17 protein-coding genes are annotated in these 20,152 nt (G+C 58.9%); 8 read left to right on the top strand and 9 right to left on the bottom strand.

Going from position 1 to position 20,152, the window contains the following annotated elements; all coding sequences use genetic code 11:
- Positions 1–21: 21 nt before the first annotated feature.
- The 7 genes from ispC to rpsB all read right to left on the bottom strand — a co-directional run bounded on the left by ispC (position 22) and on the right by rpsB (position 6,097).
- Positions 22–1,212 carry a 1-deoxy-D-xylulose-5-phosphate reductoisomerase gene (gene ispC, locus OQ460_RS18620; RefSeq protein ID WP_410018848.1) on the bottom strand — a complete coding sequence of 397 codons (1,191 nt, stop codon included), beginning with the start codon at positions 1,210–1,212 and terminating at the stop codon, positions 22–24.
- A complete protein-coding gene (locus OQ460_RS18625; protein WP_410018849.1) occupies positions 1,209–2,015 on the bottom strand; it encodes a phosphatidate cytidylyltransferase in 807 nt (268 codons plus the stop codon). The genes ispC and OQ460_RS18625 overlap by 4 nt, the downstream gene beginning before the upstream one ends.
- Positions 2,015–2,770 carry a polyprenyl diphosphate synthase gene (gene uppS, locus OQ460_RS18630; protein ID WP_410018850.1) on the bottom strand — a complete coding sequence of 252 codons (756 nt, stop codon included), beginning with the start codon at positions 2,768–2,770 and terminating at the stop codon, positions 2,015–2,017. The genes OQ460_RS18625 and uppS overlap by 1 nt, the downstream gene beginning before the upstream one ends.
- A 16-nt stretch (positions 2,771–2,786) precedes the next feature.
- Positions 2,787–3,344 (bottom strand): ribosome recycling factor, encoded by a 558-nt coding sequence (frr, locus tag OQ460_RS18635; protein ID WP_410018851.1) that lies wholly within the window; start codon positions 3,342–3,344, stop codon positions 2,787–2,789.
- Entirely contained in the window at positions 3,341–4,084 is a 744-nt protein-coding gene (gene pyrH, locus OQ460_RS18640) for a UMP kinase (protein ID WP_003172271.1), read from the bottom strand. The genes frr and pyrH overlap by 4 nt, the downstream gene beginning before the upstream one ends.
- Positions 4,085–4,293: 209 nt before the next feature.
- Complete coding sequence (gene tsf, locus OQ460_RS18645; protein ID WP_410018852.1) at positions 4,294–5,157, bottom strand: translation elongation factor Ts; 864 nt, start codon at positions 5,155–5,157, stop codon at positions 4,294–4,296.
- 202 nt (positions 5,158–5,359) lie between these two features.
- Positions 5,360–6,097: a 30S ribosomal protein S2 gene (rpsB, locus tag OQ460_RS18650; protein WP_003189158.1), complete on the bottom strand. Its 738-nt coding sequence runs from the start codon at positions 6,095–6,097 to the stop codon at positions 5,360–5,362.
- Between the two features lie 387 nt (positions 6,098–6,484).
- Between rpsB and map the strand changes: the two genes are divergently transcribed.
- The 3 genes from map (at position 6,485) to dapC (ending at position 11,384) form a co-directional block, all read left to right on the top strand.
- Entirely contained in the window at positions 6,485–7,267 is a 783-nt protein-coding gene (gene map / locus OQ460_RS18655) for a type I methionyl aminopeptidase (protein ID WP_410018853.1), read from the top strand.
- A gap of 67 nt (positions 7,268–7,334) precedes the next feature.
- Positions 7,335–10,037: a [protein-PII] uridylyltransferase gene (locus OQ460_RS18660; protein ID WP_410018854.1), complete on the top strand. Its 2,703-nt coding sequence runs from the start codon at positions 7,335–7,337 to the stop codon at positions 10,035–10,037.
- Between the two features lie 147 nt (positions 10,038–10,184).
- A complete protein-coding gene (dapC, locus tag OQ460_RS18665) occupies positions 10,185–11,384 on the top strand; it encodes a succinyldiaminopimelate transaminase (RefSeq protein ID WP_410018855.1) in 1,200 nt (399 codons plus the stop codon).
- Between the two features lie 12 nt (positions 11,385–11,396).
- Here the strand turns inward: dapC and OQ460_RS18670 are convergent, their stop codons facing one another.
- Positions 11,397–13,040, bottom strand: a complete 1,644-nt coding sequence (locus OQ460_RS18670) for a Na+/H+ antiporter (protein WP_410018856.1) — start codon at positions 13,038–13,040, stop codon at positions 11,397–11,399.
- 279 nt (positions 13,041–13,319) lie between these two features.
- Between OQ460_RS18670 and OQ460_RS18675 the strand changes: the two genes are divergently transcribed.
- From OQ460_RS18675 to OQ460_RS18690, 4 genes are all read left to right on the top strand, one after another.
- Positions 13,320–13,628, top strand: a complete 309-nt coding sequence (locus tag OQ460_RS18675) for an arsenate reductase (protein WP_410022050.1) — start codon at positions 13,320–13,322, stop codon at positions 13,626–13,628.
- 32 nt (positions 13,629–13,660) lie between these two features.
- Entirely contained in the window at positions 13,661–14,695 is a 1,035-nt protein-coding gene (dapD, locus tag OQ460_RS18680) for a 2,3,4,5-tetrahydropyridine-2,6-dicarboxylate N-succinyltransferase (protein ID WP_410018857.1), read from the top strand.
- Between the two features lie 70 nt (positions 14,696–14,765).
- Complete coding sequence (locus tag OQ460_RS18685) at positions 14,766–15,971, top strand: aminotransferase class V-fold PLP-dependent enzyme (RefSeq protein WP_410018858.1); 1,206 nt, start codon at positions 14,766–14,768, stop codon at positions 15,969–15,971.
- On the top strand, positions 15,968–16,381 hold the full coding sequence (locus OQ460_RS18690; RefSeq protein WP_410018859.1) for a SufE family protein: 414 nt from the start codon (positions 15,968–15,970) through the stop codon (positions 16,379–16,381). Before OQ460_RS18685 ends, OQ460_RS18690 begins: the two co-directional genes overlap by 4 nt.
- Positions 16,382–16,400: 19 nt before the next feature.
- Here the strand turns inward: OQ460_RS18690 and tcdA are convergent, their stop codons facing one another.
- Complete coding sequence (gene tcdA, locus OQ460_RS18695; protein WP_410018860.1) at positions 16,401–17,216, bottom strand: tRNA cyclic N6-threonylcarbamoyladenosine(37) synthase TcdA; 816 nt, start codon at positions 17,214–17,216, stop codon at positions 16,401–16,403.
- 212 nt (positions 17,217–17,428) lie between these two features.
- On the opposite strand from tcdA, the gene OQ460_RS18700 reads away from it, so the two are divergent.
- Positions 17,429–20,020, top strand: coding sequence for a glycosyltransferase (locus OQ460_RS18700; RefSeq protein ID WP_410018861.1), 2,592 nt, complete (start codon positions 17,429–17,431; stop codon positions 20,018–20,020).
- The last annotated feature ends 132 nt before the right edge of the window (positions 20,021–20,152 follow it).

Raw genomic sequence — 20,152 nt, forward strand, 5'->3', positions numbered from 1 at the left:
TTCCAATCCAGTGCCTACAGGCTAACTTGCGTGGCGCTTCAGCCATTGCTCGGCCAAGCCCCGGGCCTTTGCATCAGCCTCGAATACGGCATCCAAATCATTCACGGCAACCACCTGTTCGAGATTCAAGACGTCCTCGATGATACTCGCGATTTGCGGGAAGCGGATGCGCTGCTGAAGAAACGCCGCCACCGCGACTTCGTTGGCTGCGTTAAGCATCGCCGGAGCACTGTTGCCAGCCTCGGCAGCTTCACGCGCCAGACGCAGACATGGGAAGCGCTGCTCGTCAGGCGCCTCGAAATCCAGGCGGGCAATGGCGAACAGGTCCAGAGGCGCAACACCGGAATCAATGCGCTCAGGCCATGCCAAAGCATTGGCAATGGGTGTCCGCATATCCGGATTGCCCAACTGAGCCAGGACCGAACCGTCCACATAATCGACAAGGGAATGAATCACGCTTTGCGGATGAATCACCACCTCGACCTGATCAGGCCGCGCATCAAACAACCAGCAAGCCTCGATCAGCTCCAGACCCTTGTTCATCATGCTGGCCGAATCAACCGAGATCTTGCGCCCCATCGACCAGTTGGGATGAGCGCAGGCTTGATCCGGTGAAACGAGTTCCAACTCGGCCAATGGCGTTTGGCGGAACGGACCACCGGAGGCGGTCAGCAAGATACGCCGTACACCCACCTGGCTCAGACCGCGGGAAAAATCCCCCGGCATGCACTGGAAAATCGCATTGTGCTCGCTGTCCAGCGGCAACAGCACAGTACCGCTCTTGCGCACCGCCTGCATAAAAAGCGTCCCGGACATGACCAGGGCTTCTTTATTGGCCAACAGGATCTTTTTTCCGGCATCGACAGCAGCCAAGGTCGGACGCAGCCCGGCCGCACCGACGATAGCGGCGACAACCGTGTCGACAGCCGGGTCGGCCGATACCTGACACAACCCCTCCTCACCCACCAGCACCTGGGTCGACAGCCCGGCAGTGTGCAGATCTTCCTGCAAGCCTCGCGCGACGACAGCATCCGGCACCACCGCAAACTGCGGCACGTGCCGAATGCACAAAGCCAACAGCTCGCTCAAGCGGCTGAAGCCAGTCAACGCAAATACCTGATAGCGCTCGGGGTGACGAGCAATCACGTCCAGCGTACTCAACCCGACCGAACCGGTAGCGCCCAGTACAGTGACCTGTTGCAACCGGCTCACGAGGCCGCCATCCACAGCAACACCGCAAAGACCGGGATCGCCGCAGTCAGGCTATCGATACGGTCCAGCACCCCACCATGACCCGGCAGCAGGTTACTGCTGTCCTTGATCCCGGCCTGGCGTTTGAACATGCTTTCGGTCAAGTCACCGACCACCGAGATCAGTACGACAACCGCAGTACCGACCAGCGCCAGAAGCATCTGCGTGACGCTCCACTCACGCGACAGACCAACAACAACCGTAATGACCAGGGTCAGCGCCAGCCCGCCATACACCCCTTCCCAACTCTTGCCGGGACTGACTGCGGGTGCCAGCTTGCGTTTGCCGAAGGCTCGACCAGAGAAATACGCACCGATATCCGCCCCCCAGACCAACACCATCACGGCCATGATCAACCAGTTACCCAGCGCCATGTGCTTGATGTAGACCAGGCCCTGCCAGGCCGGCAATAGAATCAACAGGCCAATCACCAGCTTGCAGGCGACGCTGGACCAATGACCACTGGTGCGCGGATAGGTCAGCACCAGGAACGTCGCCAAAGCCCACCAGAGGACGGAAGCCCCCAGGACCCAAGGCGCCACGTAGGGCAGGATGTACATCAGGAACAGCAGCAACGCCACGACAGCGGCATACACGACGCGAGGAAGCTGCGTAGTGAAACCTGCCAGGCGCGCCCATTCCCAGGCACCAAGGCTCACGACCAGGCCAATGAACAGCGCAAAACCGGAACCTTCCAGCAGGAAAAAACCACACAAGGCGATCGGCAGCAGGATCAGTGCCGTGATGATTCGTTGTTTGAGCATTAAACCCGGGCTCCAGCTTCGATCTGCTCGCTCGTTTTACCAAAGCGACGCTGACGGGAAGCGAAATCGGCCAGCGCACTGCGCATGGCTTCGTGTTTGAAGTCCGGCCAGAACAGGTCGGAAAAGTACAATTCGGTATAGGCCAACTGCCACAGCAGGAAGTTGCTGATGCGATGCTCGCCACCGGTACGGATGCATAAGTCCGGCAAAGGCAGGTCGCCAGTCACAAGACAGGTCTGCAACAGTTCAGGCGTAATGTCTTCCGCCCGCAGGTGACCGCCCTGCACCTCGCGAGCCAGACGCTGTGCGGCCTGGGCAATATCCCACTGACCGCCATAGTTGGCTGCGATTTGCAGTACAAAACCATTACTACCAGCGGTAATCGCTTCGGCTTCGCGCATGGCCGCCTGCAGTTCCGGATGGAACCGCGAGCGATCACCAATGATGCGCAGGCAAATATTGTTGTCGTTCAGGCGCCTGGCCTCACGACGCAGGGCTTTGAAGAACAGGTCCATCAAGGCACTGACTTCCTCGGCCGGCCGCTGCCAGTTTTCACTGGAGAAGGCAAACAAGGTCAATACTTCGACCTTGGCCTCGGCACACACCTCGATGACCGCCCGCACCGCATCGACGCCCGCCTTATGCCCGGCGACACCCGGCATAAAGCGTTTTTTCGCCCAGCGATTATTCCCATCCATGATGATCGCGACATGGCGCGGCACCACGGAGGGCACAGTCTGCTTGGTCTTTTCCATGAAAGTGCCCTGACCCTTATACGGCCATCAGGTCCTTTTCTTTATCTTCGGTAGCCTTGGTAATCTGAGCCTCGGAATCCTTGGTCAACTTGTCGATATCCGCGACAGCACGACGCTCTTCGTCTTCGCTGATTTCCTTGTCCTTGACCAGCTTCTTCAGCTCGCCCAAGGCATCGCGACGAATGTTGCGCACTGCAACCCGGGCGTCTTCGGCAGCACTGCGCGCCTGCTTGGTAAACCCCTTGCGGGTTTCTTCAGTCAGGGCAGGCATGGAAATCAGCAACAACTCGCCGAGGTTGGTCGGGTTGAGGTTCAAGCCGGCGCTCTGGATCGCCTTGTCGACAGCGCCGAGCATGTTGCGCTCAAAAGCCACGACTTGCAGGGTGCGCGAATCTTTTACAGTGATGTTGGCCACTTGCGTGATAGAAGTGTCTGCACCGTAGTACGGCACCATCACGCTACCCAGGATGCTTGGGTGTGCCTTGCCGGTACGAATCTGGCCAAATGCATGGTTCAGAGAGTCCAGGGATTTTTGCATACGCTCTTGAGCGTCTTTCTTGATTTCGTTGATCATTGTTGGCCTTCCTCGATCAGAGTCCCTTCCGCGCCGCCGTGTACGATGTTCAGCAGGGCACCGGGCTTGTTCATGTTAAATACGCGCAACGGCATCTTATGGTCGCGGCACAGGCAAATAGCCGTCAGGTCCATCACACCCAGCTTGCGATCCAGCACTTCATCGTAAGTCAGATGATCGAACTTCTCGGCATGCGGGTCCTTGAATGGATCGGCAGTGTAAACACCATCTACCTTGGTGGCCTTGAGCACCACGTCGGCATCGATCTCGATCGCGCGCAGGCAGGCAGCCGAGTCGGTGGTGAAGAACGGATTGCCGGTGCCGGCGGCAAAGATCACCACCTCTTTGGCATTCAGGTGGCGCATGGCTTTGCGGCGATCATAGTGATCGGTCACGCCGACCATGGAAATAGCCGACATCACGATCGCCGAGATATTGGCACGCTCCAGGGCGTCACGCATGGCTAGGGCGTTCATTACAGTGGCCAGCATGCCCATGTGGTCGCCGGTCACCCGATCCATGCCGGCCGCACTGAGTGCCGCGCCGCGGAACAGGTTGCCGCCGCCGATCACCAGCCCTACCTGGACGCCGATACCAACTAGCTGGCCGACTTCCAGTGCCATGCGGTCGAGTACCTTGGGATCGATCCCGAACTCTTCCGAGCCCATCAGGGCCTCGCCGCTGAGCTTGAGTAGAATGCGTTTATAGCGAGCCTGATAACCACTGCCCTGCTGAGCCATTGCGAATCTCTCCTGCGGCGTATTTTTAAAAAATCTTGGCGAGCCGTTTACGGCTTGCGTTCACTCTAGCTGGACGCTGTTACAGCGCCATCGGAACACGACTTTGTAAGCCAGTTCCGGAGGGAAGCCAAATAAATTGGTCATTCCATTTGAAAAGAGGCTGCGCGCGTGAGCGGGCAGCCTCTTTTGGGCGACAGTTGAAAACCGTCTTATTGCTTGGCGGCAGCCAGCTGGGCAGCAACTTCTTCAGCGAAGTTGTCGACCGGCTTCTCGATGCCTTCGCCTACTTTGAAGTAAGTGAAGGAAACGATTTCGGCACCGGCTTTCTTAGCCAGTTCGCCAACCTTGACTTCAGGGTTCTTGACGAACGCCTGCTCAACCAGGCTCGCTTCGGCCAGGAACTTGCTGATGCGGCCCTTGATCATGTTTTCAACGATGTTCTCTGGCTTGCCAGCGATTTTGTCAGCGTTGAGGCTCAGGAACACGGCTTTCTCGCGCTCGATTGCATCAGCGGATACTTCCGATGGCAGCAGGAATTCAGGGTTGCTGGCCGCTACGTGCATAGCGATGTCCTTGGCCAGCTCAACGTCGCCGCCTTTCAGAACAACAGCTACGCCGATTTTGTTGCCGTGCAGGTAACCGCCAACAACATCACCTTCAACGCGAACCAGACGACGGATGTTGACGTTTTCGCCAACCTTGCCGACCAGTACCAGGCGATCAGCTTCTTGAGCTTCGATCAGAGGCTCAACAGTAGTCAGCTTGTCGTCGAATGCTTTCTTGACGCTGGCAGCCACGAAGGCCTTGAAGTCATCTTGCAGGGCCAGGAAGTCGGTCTGCGAGTTCACTTCCAGCAGAACTGCAGCTTTACCGTCTTCAACCAGAGCGATAGCGCCTTCAGCAGCCACGTTGCCTGCTTTCTTGGCAGCCTTGATGGCACCCGAAGCACGCATGTCGTCGATGGCTTTTTCGATGTCGCCGCCGGCCTTGGTCAAGGCCTTTTTGCAATCCATCATGCCTTCGCCGGTACGCTCACGCAGTTCTTTAACCAACGCTGCAGTAATCTCTGCCATTTCAAAATCCTCTTGGATAGGTTTTCAACCATTCCACCCGAACAAACGGGCGATCTATTCTTCCCGAACCACCTTTGTAGGCTGCTGCACGTTACAGCTGCATGTTGCACCGCCACACGTGGGCGCCAACAAATGGTTTTCGAGGTGGCAAAAAGGGGGCAAAGCCCCCTTTTTGCTTACTGAGTCAACGCCAGGGCGTCAGTTACTCAGCGGCGGCTACCGGAGCTTCTTCAACGAACTGCTCGGTACCACCAGCAACGTGGTTGCGGCCACGGATAACAGCGTCAGCCATCGAACCCATGTACAGCTGGATAGCGCGGATTGCGTCATCGTTGCCTGGGATGATGTAGTCGACGCCTTCCGGGCTGCTGTTGGTATCGACTACGCCGATAACCGGGATGCCCAGCTTGTTGGCTTCGGTGATCGCGATGCGCTCGTGATCAACGTCGATAACGAACAGTGCGTCAGGCAGACCGCCCATGTCCTTGATACCACCCAGGGAACGATCGAGCTTTTCCAGGTCGCGGGAGCGCATCAGCGCTTCTTTCTTGGTCAGCTTGGCGAAAGTACCGTCTTCGGCTTGCACTTCAAGGTCACGCAGACGCTTGATGGAAGCACGGATGGTTTTGAAGTTGGTCAGCATGCCGCCCAACCAGCGATGATCGACGTACGGCGAACCGCAACGTGCTGCTTCTTCAGCAACGATCTTGCCAGCGGAACGCTTGGTGCCGACGAACAGGATCTTGTTTTTGCCCTGGGCCAGGCGCTCTACGAAAGTCAGAGCTTCGTTGAACATTGGCAGGGTTTTTTCAAGGTTGATAATGTGAATCTTGTTACGCGCGCCGAAAATGTACTTGCCCATTTTCGGGTTCCAGTAACGGGTCTGGTGACCGAAGTGCACACCGGCCTTCAGCATATCGCGCATATTGACTTGGGACATGATAGTTCCTTGATAAGTCGGGTTTGGCCTCCACGTATCCCAATGACCAACCAGCGGCTTCAAGGCCTCCGGCACCCAGGTCATCGTGTCGACACGTGTGTGGATTTAAGCTCTGCGGGGTATCCCCGGAAAGCGGCGCATTTTATACCACAAGAAGGACGAGAACGAAACCCGCAATCGCATCTGACGTCAGCGGACTGTACGCAACCCGTTGAATAGAGCGGACTTACCCCCACCTTATAGAGAGAAGCGATCGCCAGGGGCTCATGATTTACCGCCCGCGTCTGGTAGAATCGCGTTTTTTGTGGCTTGTGTGAATTTTGCAACCTTTTGTCGCACGCCCGTAAACCGTATTGATTTCAGCGCGTCGCGCTAGAGAGAGCCTGTATGACCGTTAGTTTGAAAACCGCCGAAGACATCGCCGGCATGCGCATTGCCGGCAAACTGGCTGCCGACGTTCTGGAAATGATCGCCGAACATGTCAAGCCCGGCGTCACCACCGAAAAGCTCAACCAGATCTGTCACGACTATATCGTCAATGTGCAAAAGGCCATCCCTGCCCCACTGAACTACAAAGGTTTCCCCAAGTCGATCTGCACCTCGGTCAACCATGTGGTCTGCCACGGGATTCCGGGGGACAAGCCACTGAAGGATGGCGATACCCTGAACATCGACGTCACCGTGATCAAGGACCGCTACTTCGGCGACACCAGCCGCATGTTCCACGTCGGCAACGTGCCGGTCTGGGCCGAGCGCCTGTCCCAGGTGACCCAGGAATGCATGTACAAGGCCATCGAAATCGTCAAGCCCGGCTGCCGCCTGGGCGATATCGGTGAAGTGATCCAGAAACACGCGGAAAAGAACGGCTTCTCGGTAGTACGCGAATTCTGCGGCCACGGCATCGGCACCGTGTTCCATGAAGAACCGCAGATCCTGCACTACGGCCGCGCCGGTACCGGCATGGAGCTCAAGGCAGGCATGACCTTCACCATCGAGCCGATGATCAACCAGGGCAAGGCAGACACCAAAGTGCTGGGCGACGGCTGGACCGCCATCACCAAGGACCGCAAGCTCTCGGCGCAATGGGAACACACCCTGCTGGTCACCGAAACGGGCTACGAGATTTTCACCCTGCGCGCCGACGACACGATTCCCCGCGTTTCGGCCTGAAGCTTGCAGCGAGCTTTCCAGATCGCCGTGCTGTGACCTCCAGATAGATAGAAAGGAAAGCCAATCGATGCCCCAGGTGGATCCAGAACTCTTCGACCGTGGCCAGTTCCAGGCCGAACTGGCACTGAAGGCAAGCCCGGTCGCAGCCTTCAAGAAAGCTATCCGCCAGGCCCGTGAGGTGCTCGATGCGCGCTTTCGCAGTGGCCGGGACATTCGGCGACTGATTGAAGATCGCGCCTGGTTCGTCGACAACATCCTGCAAAAGGCCTGGGAGCAGTTCACGTGGTGTGAAGACGCCGACATTGCATTGGTAGCAGTCGGGGGCTACGGCCGTGGCGAACTGCATCCCTACTCCGACATCGACCTGCTGATCCTGCTGGACAGCGCTGATCACGAGATTTTTCGCGACTCCATAGAGCGTTTTCTCACGCTGCTATGGGATATCGGCCTGGAAGTCGGCCAAAGCGTGCGCTCGGTGGATGAATGCGCCGAAGAAGCCCGCGCTGACCTGACGGTGGTTACCAACCTGATGGAAAGCCGCACCATCTGCGGCCCGGAACGCCTGCGCCAGCGCATGCTGGAAGTCACCAGCACCGAACATATGTGGCCTAGCAAGGACTTTTTCCTCGCCAAGCGTGCCGAACAGAAAGCGCGACACCACAAGTACAACGACACCGAATACAACCTCGAACCCAACGTCAAGGGCTCGCCTGGAGGACTGCGGGATATCCAGACCATCCTGTGGGTCGCGCGCCGCCAGTACGGCACCCTGAACCTGCGGGCCCTGGCGGGCGAAGGTTTCCTGGTGGAAAGCGAAAACGCGCTGCTGGCCTCCTCCCAGGAGTTCCTGTGGAAAGTGCGCTATGCCCAGCACATGCTCGCGGGACGCTCTGAAGATCGCTTGCTGTTCGATCATCAGCGCTCCATTGCGGTGCTCCTGGGGTTCGAGGGCGAAGATGCGAAGACCAGCATTGAAAGCTTCATGCAGCAGTATTACCGGGTAGTCATGAGCATCGCCCAGCTCAGTGACCTGATCATCCAGCATTTCGAAGAGGTCATCCTGGCCCCGGAAGACGAAGCACCGCCGCAGCCCATCAATGCGCGTTTCCAGCTACATGATGGCTATATCGAAGCGCGCAACGACAACGTGTTCAAGCGCACCCCCTTTGCCATGCTGGAAATCTTTGTGCTGATGGCCCAGCAGCCGGAAATCAAGGGCGTGCGCGCCGATACCATTCGCTTGCTGCGCGAACATCGCCACCTGATTGACGACGAGTTTCGCCACGACATCCGCAATACCAGCCTGTTTATCGAGCTGTTCAAGTGCAAGATCGGCATCCACCGCAACCTACGCCGCATGAACCGCTACGGCATCCTTGGCCGTTACCTGCCGGAGTTCGGTTTTATTGTCGGGCAAATGCAGCACGACCTGTTTCATATCTATACGGTCGATGCACATACCCTGAACCTGATCAAACACCTGCGTAAGCTGCAGTACACCCAGGTGTCAGAGAAATTCCCGCTGGCCAGCAAACTGATGGCCAGGTTGCCCAAACCCGAGCTGATTTACCTCGCCGGGCTTTATCACGATATCGGCAAAGGCCGGCATGGCGACCACTCGGAAATCGGCGCAGTGGATGCCGAGGCGTTTTGCCAGCGCCACCAATTGCCTCAATGGGACAGCCGCCTGATCGTCTGGCTGGTACAAAATCACCTGGTGATGTCTACCACCGCCCAGCGCAAGGACTTGTCCGACCCTCAAGTAATCCACGACTTCGCCCAGATCGTCGGGGACGAAACCCGCCTCGACTATCTGTATGTGCTGACCGTATCCGACATCAACGCAACAAACCCTACGCTGTGGAATTCCTGGCGCGCCAGCCTGCTGCGCCAGCTCTACACCGAAACCAAGCGCGCCTTGCGACGCGGCCTGGAAAACCCGGTAGACCGCGAAGAGCAGATCCGTCGCACTCAAAGCGCAGCGTTGGACATCCTGGTACGCGGCGGCAACGACCCAGACGATGTCGAGCAGCTCTGGTCGCAGTTGGGCGATGACTATTTCCTGCGGCACACCGCAGGCGATGTGGCCTGGCATACTGACGCCATCCTTCAGCAACCGAATGACGGCGGCCCTTTGGTGTTGATCAAGGAGACCACCCAGCGCGAATTCGAAGGTGGTACGCAAATTTTCATCTACGCCCCCGACCAGCATGATTTCTTTGCGGTAACCGTGGCGGCAATGGATCAGCTCAACCTGAACATTCACGACGCCCGCGTCATTACCTCCAGCAGCCAGTTCACCCTCGACACCTATATCGTGCTGGACACCGAAGGCGAGTCCATCGGCGACAATCCGCAGCGGGTGAAAAAGATCCGCGAAGGGCTCACCGAGGCCCTGCGCAACCCTGACGACTACCCGACCATCATCCAGCGCCGGGTACCGCGCCAGCTCAAGCATTTCGCCTTCGCCCCTCAAGTGACGATCCACAACGACGCCCAGCGCCCGGTCACTGTCCTGGAGCTCAACGCGCCGGACCGCCCTGGCTTGCTGGCGCGAATTGGCACGATCTTCCTCGAGTTCGACCTGTCGCTGCAGAACGCCAAGATTGCCACCCTGGGCGAGCGCGTCGAAGACGTGTTCTTTATCACCGATGCGGACAACCAGCCGTTGTCCGACCCTGAACTGTGCCGCCGCCTGCAGGACGCCATCGTCACGCAATTGAGCGTGAACCAGGAACCTGGGGGCGATTCGATGCAACTGTCCATATGAACGTGGGAGCGGACTTGCTCGCGATGGCGGAGTGTCAGGCGATGCATTCCTCACTGACTCACGGCTATCGCGAGCAAGCCCACTCCCACATTTAGTTCTGCTGCGCCCGGCAGAGCATGCTTACAACTGAATTGAACGAGACTTGCGATGAATAACGCCCTGAATCAGCTGCAACCCTACCCGTTCGAGAAATTGCGCGCCCTGCTGGGCAGCGTCACGCCCAACCCGGACAAGCGGCCGATTGCGCTGTCCATCGGCGAACCCAAGCACAAGTCCCCGCAATTCGTCGCCCAGGCCCTGGCCGACAATCTGGATCAGATGGCGGTGTATCCGACCACACTGGGCATTCCCGCTCTGCGCGAGGCCATCGCCACCTGGTGCGAACGTCGCTTCGACGTGCCCAAGGGCTGGCTGGATCCGGCACGTAATATCCTGCCGGTCAATGGCACCCGTGAAGCACTGTTCGCCTTCACCCAGACCGTGGTCAACCGCGGCGAAGATGCGCTGGTGGTCAGCCCGAACCCGTTCTACCAGATCTACGAAGGTGCGGCGTTTCTTGCCGGGGCCAAGCCGCACTACCTGCCCTGCCTGGACAAAAACGGCTTCAATCCGGATTTCGATGCAGTTTCGACGGATATCTGGAAGCGCTGCCAGATCTTGTTCCTGTGTTCCCCAGGCAATCCGACCGGCGCGCTGATTCCCGTCGACACCTTGAAAAAACTGATCGCCCTGGCCGACGAACACGACTTCGTGATTGCCGCCGACGAGTGCTACAGCGAACTGTACTTCGACGAACAGGCTCCGCCGCCGGGCCTGCTCAGTGCCTGTGTCGAACTGGGGCGCGAGGACTTCAAGCGTTGCGTGGTGTTCCACAGCCTGTCCAAGCGCTCCAACCTGCCTGGCTTGCGCTCCGGTTTTGTGGCCGGTGACGCCGAGATCCTCAAGGCGTTCCTGCTGTACCGCACCTACCACGGCTGCGCGATGCCCGTGCAAACCCAACTGGCGAGCATCGCTGCCTGGCAGGACGAGGCACACGTACAGGCCAACCGTGACCTGTACCGGGAAAAATTCGACGCCGTACTGAAGATCCTCAAGCCGGTACTGGACGTACAGAACCCGGACGGCGGGTTTTATCTGTGGCCGAACGTAAAAGGTGACGACGCAGCCTTCTGCCGCGACTTGTTCGAGCAAGAACATGTAACTGTGGTACCGGGCTCGTACCTGTCGCGGGAAGTCGAGGGCATCAACCCTGGCGCAGGGCGCGTGCGCCTGGCACTGGTTGCGCCGCTGGCCGAATGTGTGGAAGCGGCTGAACGGATTCGCAACTTCATTCAGCGTCGCGCCTGAGTACTTTATGGGTCATTTGACATGGCCCAGATTCGCCTCACTCATATCCAGGTCTGCCAGCACCTCCCGCAAAACGTCATCACCAATCTGGTGATGACGGCTCAAGCTATATAATTCCAGGCGCTGCGCTCGCAGGGCCTTGAGGCGCAATTTGCGTTCAAGCAGGTCCATTTGCCGTGCAAGCGCCTGGGCTTCGGCCGAATCGTTGAACACCTCCAATTGATGGCGGTATTCCGACATCAGTCGTGCTTTCAACTCAGTGGCGAGCGCCGCCTGGGCGGCATCCTGGGCTTGCGCTTCGGCCGGTTCCTCAGCCTCCAGGGCATGAATTGCAGCAACGGCAGTTTTCTTCCAGGCCTCGCGCACTTCGTTGTGGCGTTTCTCATCCGGGCTTTTTTCAATCCCTCGTAACAACAACGGCAACGCAATACATGCGGCGACCAATGACAGCAGGATTACGCCGGCAGCAATGAAGATCAGCAGGTCGCGCTCGGGAAAATCCTGGCCAGGCGCCAATAACAAAGGCACCGACATCACCCCGGCCAAAGTCACTGCACCGCGTACACCACCGACGGTCAGCAACCAGCACGAACGAGCGGTCGGTACCAGCGTCAGCTCACTTTTCCCACGAATCCGGCGCAATAAACCCGACAGCCGCCAGATACTCTGTACCCAGATAAACCGTAGCACCACCAGCACCAGAAAGATCGCGACCACGTCCAGGCAACGATACAAAAGAGTGGGCCACAGCGTCGGCTCATGGCTTACCACAGCCTTGACGATGTCCGGCAATTGCAGGCCCAGCAGCAGAAAGATCAAACCATTGAAGGCAAATTCCAACAATGACCACACGCTGCGATTGAGCAGCCGCGTACTGGTCTGGCGTGGCAGCAGGTCTAGCCAGCTTTGCATCATGCCCGCTGCGACCGCCGACAAAATACCCGACGCGCCCAGGCGCTCGGCCAACACATAAGCAGCAAACGGCAGCAGCAACATGAACACCACATGAGTCGCCGGGTCATCCCAGCCACGGGCGATCATCCAGGCTCGGAGACGGCCGACCAGCCAGCTCAACGCTACGCCCACGGCCAGGCCACCGACGGCGACCAGCACAAAAGTCAGGCTGGCATCCGCGAGGGAGAACACCCCAGTCAACGCGGCGGCCAGGGCGAACTTGAAGGTCACCAGGCCCGACGCATCGTTCATCAAGGCCTCGCCCTGGAGCATCTGCATCAGCGGCGTGGGCAGACGATTCTGGGAAATAGCCGACACTGCCACGGCATCCGTCGGCGACAGAACGGCCGCCAGGGCGAAAGCCACCGGTAACGGTATCGTGGGCAATATCCAATGAATGAAGTAACCAGCACCCACCACGGTGAACAGCACCAAACCTACCGCCAGGGTCAGGATGGGCCCGCGCAGACGCCACAACGCACGCTTGGGCATGCGCCAGCCATCCGAGAACAACAGCGGCGGCAGAAACAGGAAAAGAAACAATTCAGGATCAAGGGCCACGTGCAGCCCAAGGGTCGGCCAGGCCAGCAACGCGCCGGCGGCTATCTGTACCAACGGGAGCGGCAAGGGAACCACACGCCCGACAAGACGCGAAACGCTGACCAGCATCAGCAGGATAAGAACGGTGTAGGCAGTTTGCATAACGCGGATTCCCGGACGATCGACTTGCAACGACACACATCAGGCAACAATTGGCCGTTGAAGTGCCATATTAGCCGCCTATGCTGCGAGCTGGCTTTTGCACATAAGTCGCACGCGTCAGGACCAAAGGAGTGACGAGCGGCACCGAATCCTTCCGGTCGTGGCATAATCCGTGGTCTTTCGTTTCCAGAAGCGCTTTCCACCCGCCCAAAGGGGGGCAATTCCTTGACCGTTTCAAGCAAACCGTTGCACCTTTTCGGCATCAAAGCTTGCGACACCATGAAAAAGGCGCGCACCTGGCTCCAGGAGCATGACGTCGATTATGAGTTTCATGATTACAAAACGACCGGTATCGACCGCGAACACTTGACCCAATGGTGCAACGAGCACGGTTGGCAGGTGGTTTTGAACCGTGCGGGCACCACCTTTCGCAAACTCGAAGACGAACGCAAAGCCGATCTCGATCAGTCGAAAGCCATTGAATTGATGCTCGCACAACCCTCGATGATCAAGCGCCCGGTGCTCGATCTCGGTGACAGAACCCTGATTGGCTTCAAGCCAGATAGTTATTCGGCGGCCCTCAAGTAGGCCAGCCCATTTCATTTTTTAGAGGTAACAGCATGTCCAATTCCCTGTTCAGCCTGGGCTTCGGCGTCGGCACTCAGAACCGCCAAGGTGCTTGGCTGGAAGTGTTTTACGCGCAACCCCTACTCAACCCGTCGCCTGAAATCGTTGCCGCCATCGCACCGATCCTCGGCTACAGCGAAGGCAACCAGGCGATTACGTTTACCGTCACCCAGGCACTGCAACTGGCTGACGCACTCAAAGGCGTCGATGCCACCCAGGCTGCCCTGCTCAGCCGCCTGGCTGAAAGCCACACCCCGCTGGTCGCCACACTGCTGGCAGAAGATGCCGCGCTGACTTCCACCCCCGAGGCCTACCTCAAGCTGCACCTGCTGTCCCACCGCCTGGCCAAGCCCCACGGCCTGAACCTGGCTGGTGTGTTCCCGCAGCTGCCAAACGTGGCATGGACCAGCCAGGGCGCGATCGACATCAACGAACTGGCCGAACGCCAACTGGAAGCGCGCCTGCGTGGTGACCTGCTGGAAGTGTTCTCGGTGGACAAGTTCCCGAAGATGACTGACTACGTAGTGCCGAGCGGCGTACGTATCGCTGATGCCGCACGCCTGCGCCTGGGCGCCTACGTGGGCGAAGGCACCACGGTGATGCACGAAGGTTTCGTCAACTTCAACGCCGGCACCGAAGGCCCGGGCATGATCGAAGGCCGTGTATCGGCCGGGGTATTCGTCGGCAAGGGTTCGGACCTGGGCGGCGGTTGCTCGACCATGGGCACCCTGTCGGGCGGCGGCAACATTGTGATCAAGGTGGGTGAAGGCTGCCTGATCGGTGCCAACGCCGGTATCGGTATCCCGTTGGGCGATCGCAACACTGTGGAATCGGGCCTGTACGTGACTGCCGGGACCAAAGTGGCCCTACTCGATGAGCAGAACCAACTGGTCAAGGTGGTCAAGGCCCGTGAACTGGCAGGTCAACCCGACCTGCTGTTCCGCCGTAACTCCGAGACCGGTGCAGTGGAGTGCAAAACCCACAAATCGGCCATCGAACTGAACGCAGCGCTGCACGCTCACAACTAAGCAGCGACTCGATGCCCCTAGCGGGCCGCGCCTTCAAGAGGCCGGCTCGCTTATACGAGTCTTGATCACCATGCTTGTGCCCTCTCCCTGGCGCGCCGATTTCCCGGCCATTGCCACTCTGCAACGGCAGGACCAGACCTATCTGGACAACGCCGCTACCACGCAAAAACCTCAAGCCCTGCTGGATGCCATCAGTCATTACTACACCAATGGCGCCGCCAACGTGCACCGTGCCCAACATTTGCCGGGGGCCCATGCGACACAGGCCTTCGAGGACAGTCGCAGCAAAGTGGCGCAATGGCTTGAGGTGGGTGACAGCGGGCACATCATCTTCACCCACGGCGCGACCTCAGCGCTGAACCTCTTGGCCTACGGCCTTGAGCATCTATTCAACCCGGGCGACGAGATTGTCATCAGTGCCCTCGAACACCACGCCAACCTGCTGCCCTGGCAGCAACTGGCCAAACGCCGCTCACTGGAACTGGTGGTGCTGCCGCTGGATCACGACGGTTTCATCGACCTTGAGGCCGCCGCCCAACTGATCGGCCCGCGCACCCGACTGCTGGCCGTCAGCCAACTGTCCAACGTGCTCGGCGTCTGGCAACCGCTGTCGCCCTTGCTGGCGATGGCCAAGGTCCACGCGGCCCTGACGGTAATCGATGGCGCACAGGGCATCGTTCACGGCCGCCATGATGTGCAGGCCCTGGGCTGCGACTTTTATGTTTTTTCCAGCCACAAGCTATACGGTCCCGACGGCGTCGGCGTGCTGTATGGCCGCACCGACGCCTTGCATCACCTGCGCCACTGGCAGTTCGGCGGCGAGATGGTGCAACAGACCGATTACCACAGCGCCAGCTTTCGCACCGCGCCATTGGGTTTCGAGGCCGGCACCCCGCCTATTGCCAGTGTGATTGGCTTGGGTGCCAGCCTCGATTACCTGAGTTCGCTGAACCAGCAGGCGATGATCGCCCATGAAGCGGCCCTGCATGATTACCTGTTGCGCGGGCTGAAGGCGCGCAATGGCGTACGCCTGCTGGGCTCGCCACAAGTAGCCCTGGCCAGCTTCGTGGTGGACGGTGTGCATAACGCCGACCTTGCCCACCTGCTGACCGAGCAGGGCATCGCTGTGCGCGCCGGGCATCACTGTGCGATGCCCTTGCTTAAAAGCCTGCAGCTCTCGGGCGCGATCCGGGTTTCCCTGGCGCTGTACAACGATTCGGATGATCTGGAGCGGTTTTTTGAAGCGCTGGATCAGGCACTGGATATGCTGCGATGAGCTTGCCGGCTGATGCAGTGACGGCTTTGGAGACTTTTCAGGCCATAGGCAGTTGGGAGCAGCGTGCCCGCCTATTGATGCAGTGGGGTGAGCGATTGCCTGCGCTGCCCGATGCAGACAAGGTCGAGGCCAATCTGGTGCAAGGCTGTGAAAGCCTGGTGTGGTTGACGGGGCAACTGCAAGACGGACATTGGCAATTTGCCGCCAGCAGCGAGGCACGCTTGATTCGCGGGCTGGTGGCGTTGCTGCTGGCGCGGGTCAATGGATTGTCGGCGGCAGAGTTGCAGGCTGTTGATTTGCCGGATTGGTTTGCGCAACTGGGCCTGTCGCGTCAGTTATCGCCATCGCGCAGCAATGGCTTGAATGCGGTCCTGCAGCGCATGCGGGCATTGAGCCAGATACAAAACTAAATGTGGGAGGCAGTGAGATTCAAGCAGGCTTGACCCGCTCCGAAGGCCTGCGCACTCCGGCCACGATTTTATCTACCGCCTTGGTCGCCGCCACCATGCCGAAGGTCGCAGTCACCATCATCACCGCGCCAAACCCACCGGCGCAGTCCAGTTTCACACCGTCACCGACAAAACTCTTCTGCAAGCAGATGCTGCCATCGGGCTTGGGATAACGCAGTTGTTCGGTGGAAAATACGCAAGGCACGCTGTAGTGCCGGGTCACGGTGCGGGAAAACCCATAGTCGCGACGTAAAGTGGAGCGCACTTTCGAGGCCAGCGGATCATTGAAGGTACGGTTCAGGTCACACACCTGAATCAATGTCGGATCAATCTGCCCGCCCGCACCGCCCGTGGTGATGATCTGGATCTTGCGTCGTTTGCACCAGGCAATCAGCGCCGCCTTGGCGTTGACGCTGTCGATGCAGTCGATCACGCAATCGATGTTGGGGGTGATGTACTCGGCCATGGTTTCGCGGGTGACGAAATCTGCCACCGCGTGCACGTGGCAATCCGGATTGATCCCGCGCAGACGCTCGGCCATTACCTCAACCTTCGGTTTGCCCACGGTACTGTCCAGCGCATGCAACTGGCGATTGCTGTTACTGACGCAGACGTCATCCAGATCAAACAGCGAAATCTCGCCCACCCCACATCGGGCAATGGCTTCCGCCGCCCACGAGCCGACACCGCCGACGCCGACGATAGCCACATGCGCCGCTTTCAGTCGCGCCAGGCCCTCAATGCCATACAAACGGGCGACGCCAGCAAACCGCGGATCTTCTGTACTCATGACCATTACCCCAAAAACCGGCGCGCATTATAGGGCTACACGACGACAAGTTCGAAGCTTCCAGCTACAAGTAAAGAACTTAGGTGGATATTCGCTGCCCAATGCCCGGTTTTTCCTGGCTTGCTGTACGGTCAGTGAAAGGCCAGTGTAGGATGCGCGCCGTTCGGCGCAGGCCGATACCTCTTTTCGTTCCGCACCCATTGGAACCCGAAATAGCTATGTCTTCGCGTAAATTTGGACTCAACCTGGTGGTGGTGCTGGCAATTGCCGCGCTGTTCACTGGCTTCTGGGCGCTTATCAACCGCCCGGTCACTACTCCCAACTGGCCACAACAAATCTCCGGCTTCTCCTACTCGCCCTTCCAGCAAGGCCAGTACCCACAGAAAGACCAGTACCCGACCGACGAGCAAATGCGTCAGGACCTGGAAATCATGAGTAAGTTGACCGACAGCATCCGTACCTACTCGGTCGACGGTCCACTGGGCAACATCCCCAAGCTGGCGGAAGAGTTCGGCCTGCGGGTCACGCTGGGGATCTGGATCAGCCCGGACCTTGAGCGCAACGAACGCGAGATACTGCGCGCCATCGATATCGCCAATAACTCGCGCAGTGTGGTACGCGTGGTGGTGGGGAACGAAGCCCTGTTCCGTGAAGAAATCACTCCCGAGGCGCTGATTGTCTTGCTCGATCGGGTGCGTGCGGCCGTCAAGGTGCCGGTGACCACCTCCGAGCAGTGGCATATCTGGGAGCACAACCCGCAATTGGGCAAGCACGTCGACCTGATCGCTGCGCACGTCCTGCCGTATTGGGAACATATTCCGATGGCCCAGGCTGGCCAGTTCGTCCTCGACCGTGCCGTGGATCTGAAGAAAACCTTCCCGAAAAAACCGCTGTTGCTGTCGGAAGTCGGCTGGCCGAGCAACGGGCGGATGCGCGGCGGCTCGGACGCATCCCCGGCCGACCAGGCAATTTACCTGCGCACACTGGTCAACGAGCTGAACCGGGAAGGTTACAACTACTTCGTGATCGAAGCCTTCGACCAGCCATGGAAAGCCAGTGACGAGGGCTCGGTAGGCGCCTATTGGGGCGTGTTCAACGCCGCACGCCAGCAGAAATTCAACTTTGAAGGCCCAGTAGTGGCCATTCCGCAATGGCGGGTGCTGGCCATCGGCTCGGTGGTGCTGGCGCTGTTGTCACTGACGCTGCTGATGATCGACGGTTCAGCCTTGCGCCAGCGTGGCCGGACGTTCCTGACCTTTATCGCGTTTCTCTGCGGTTCGGTACTGGTGTGGATCGGCTACGACTACAGCCAGCAATACAGCACCTGGTTCAGCCTGACCGTGGGTTTCTTGTTGGCACTCGGCGCCCTGGGCGTCTTTATCGTGTTGTTGACCGAAGCCCATGAACTGGCGGAAGCGGTCTGGACCCACAAGCGTCGGCGTGAATTCCTGCCGGTTGAAGGGGATTCGAACTACCGCCCGAAAGTCTCCATCCATGTGCCGTGCTACAACGAGCCGCCCGAGATGGTCAAACAGACCCTCGACGCCCTGGCCGCCCTCGACTATCCGGACTACGAAGTCCTGATCATCGACAACAACACCAAGGACCCGGCCGTCTGGGAGCCCGTGCGGGATTACTGCGCCACCCTGGGCGAGCGCTTCAAGTTCTTCCACGTCGCGCCTCTGGCCGGTTTCAAGGGCGGTGCGCTGAACTACTTGCTGCCGCACACCGCCAAGGATGCCGAAGTCATTGCGGTGATCGACTCCGACTACTGCGTATCAAAGAACTGGCTCAAGCACATGGTGCCGCACTTCGCCGACCCGAAAATCGCCGTGGTGCAGTCGCCGCAGGATTATCGCGACCAGAACGAAAGCACCTTCAAGAAGCTTTGCTATGCCGAATACAAAGGTTTCTTCCATATCGGCATGGTCACCCGCAACGATCGCGATGCAATTATCCAGCACGGCACCATGACCATGACCCGTCGCTCGGTCCTGGAAGAATTGGGCTGGGCCGACTGGTGCATCTGCGAAGATGCGGAGCTGGGCTTGCGGGTCTTCGAAAAGGGCCTTTCGGCCGCGTATTACCACGACAGCTACGGCAAGGGGCTGATGCCCGATACCTTTATCGACTTCAAGAAACAGCGTTTCCGCTGGGCCTACGGGGCGATTCAGATCATCAAGCGCCATACCGCCAGCCTGCTGCGCGGCAAGGGCACTGAGCTGACCCGTGGCCAGCGTTACCACTTCCTGGCGGGCTGGCTGCCGTGGGTAGCGGACGGTATGAATATTTTCTTCACCGTGGGCGCCTTGTTGTGGTCGGCGGCGATGATTATCGTGCCGACGCGGGTCGACCCACCGCTGCTGATCTTCGCCATCCCGCCGCTGGCGCTGTTCTTCTTCAAGGTTGGCAAGATCATCTTCCTCTACCGGCGCGCCGTTGGCGTGAACCTCAAGGATGCATTCTGCGCGGCGCTGGCTGGCCTGGCGTTGTCCCATACCATCGCCAAGGCCGTGCTGTACGGCTTCTTCACCACCAGCATTCCGTTCTTCCGCACCCCGAAAAATGCCGATAACCACGGTTTCTGGGTGGCCATTGCCGAAGCCCGGGAAGAAATGTTCATCATGCTGCTGTTGTGGGGCGCTGCGCTGGGGATTTACCTGGTGCAAGGCCTGCCGAGCAATGACATGCGGTTCTGGGTGGTGATGTTGCTGGTGCAATCGCTGCCGTATGTGGCCGCATTGATCATGGCTTTCCTGTCGTCGCTGCCCAAGCCGCCAGCAACGCCTGAGCCCGCACCTTCAGCTTAAAAACTTGTGCGATGCACTAAACGGCGGCCTCTGGTCGCCGTTTTGCTATAAGATAACGGCCCTTTTGCAGAGCGGGCCAAAGCCCGCTCCCACATTGGATCTGCGCCGATTTTCACATTCGTCTTGCGCCCA

This window comes from Pseudomonas imrae, assembly GCF_046352735.2.
Taxonomy (GTDB): Bacteria; Pseudomonadota; Gammaproteobacteria; order Pseudomonadales; family Pseudomonadaceae; genus Aquipseudomonas; species Aquipseudomonas imrae.

Bases quoted from the DNA above. Each gene is read 5' to 3' on its own strand.
- OQ460_RS18685 (WP_410018858.1), top strand. From the start codon at position 14,766: ATGCTTGTGCCCTCTCCCTGGCGCGCCGATTTCCCGGCCATTGCCACT.
- tcdA (WP_410018860.1), bottom strand. From the start codon at position 17,216: ATGGTCATGAGTACAGAAGATCCGCGGTTTGCTGGCGTCGCCCGTTTG.
- pyrH (WP_003172271.1), bottom strand. From the start codon at position 4,084: ATGGCTCAGCAGGGCAGTGGTTATCAGGCTCGCTATAAACGCATTCTA.
- uppS (WP_410018850.1), bottom strand. From the start codon at position 2,770: ATGGAAAAGACCAAGCAGACTGTGCCCTCCGTGGTGCCGCGCCATGTC.
- OQ460_RS18625 (WP_410018849.1), bottom strand. From the start codon at position 2,015: ATGCTCAAACAACGAATCATCACGGCACTGATCCTGCTGCCGATCGCC.
- OQ460_RS18700 (WP_410018861.1), top strand. From the start codon at position 17,429: ATGTCTTCGCGTAAATTTGGACTCAACCTGGTGGTGGTGCTGGCAATT.
- OQ460_RS18690 (WP_410018859.1), top strand. From the start codon at position 15,968: ATGAGCTTGCCGGCTGATGCAGTGACGGCTTTGGAGACTTTTCAGGCC.
- OQ460_RS18670 (WP_410018856.1), bottom strand. From the start codon at position 13,040: ATGCAAACTGCCTACACCGTTCTTATCCTGCTGATGCTGGTCAGCGTT.
- rpsB (WP_003189158.1), bottom strand. From the start codon at position 6,097: ATGTCCCAAGTCAATATGCGCGATATGCTGAAGGCCGGTGTGCACTTC.
- dapD (WP_410018857.1), top strand. From the start codon at position 13,661: ATGTCCAATTCCCTGTTCAGCCTGGGCTTCGGCGTCGGCACTCAGAAC.
- tsf (WP_410018852.1), bottom strand. From the start codon at position 5,157: ATGGCAGAGATTACTGCAGCGTTGGTTAAAGAACTGCGTGAGCGTACC.
- frr (WP_410018851.1), bottom strand. From the start codon at position 3,344: ATGATCAACGAAATCAAGAAAGACGCTCAAGAGCGTATGCAAAAATCC.
- dapC (WP_410018855.1), top strand. From the start codon at position 10,185: ATGAATAACGCCCTGAATCAGCTGCAACCCTACCCGTTCGAGAAATTG.
- map (WP_410018853.1), top strand. From the start codon at position 6,485: ATGACCGTTAGTTTGAAAACCGCCGAAGACATCGCCGGCATGCGCATT.
- OQ460_RS18675 (WP_410022050.1), top strand. From the start codon at position 13,320: ATGAAAAAGGCGCGCACCTGGCTCCAGGAGCATGACGTCGATTATGAG.
- OQ460_RS18660 (WP_410018854.1), top strand. From the start codon at position 7,335: ATGCCCCAGGTGGATCCAGAACTCTTCGACCGTGGCCAGTTCCAGGCC.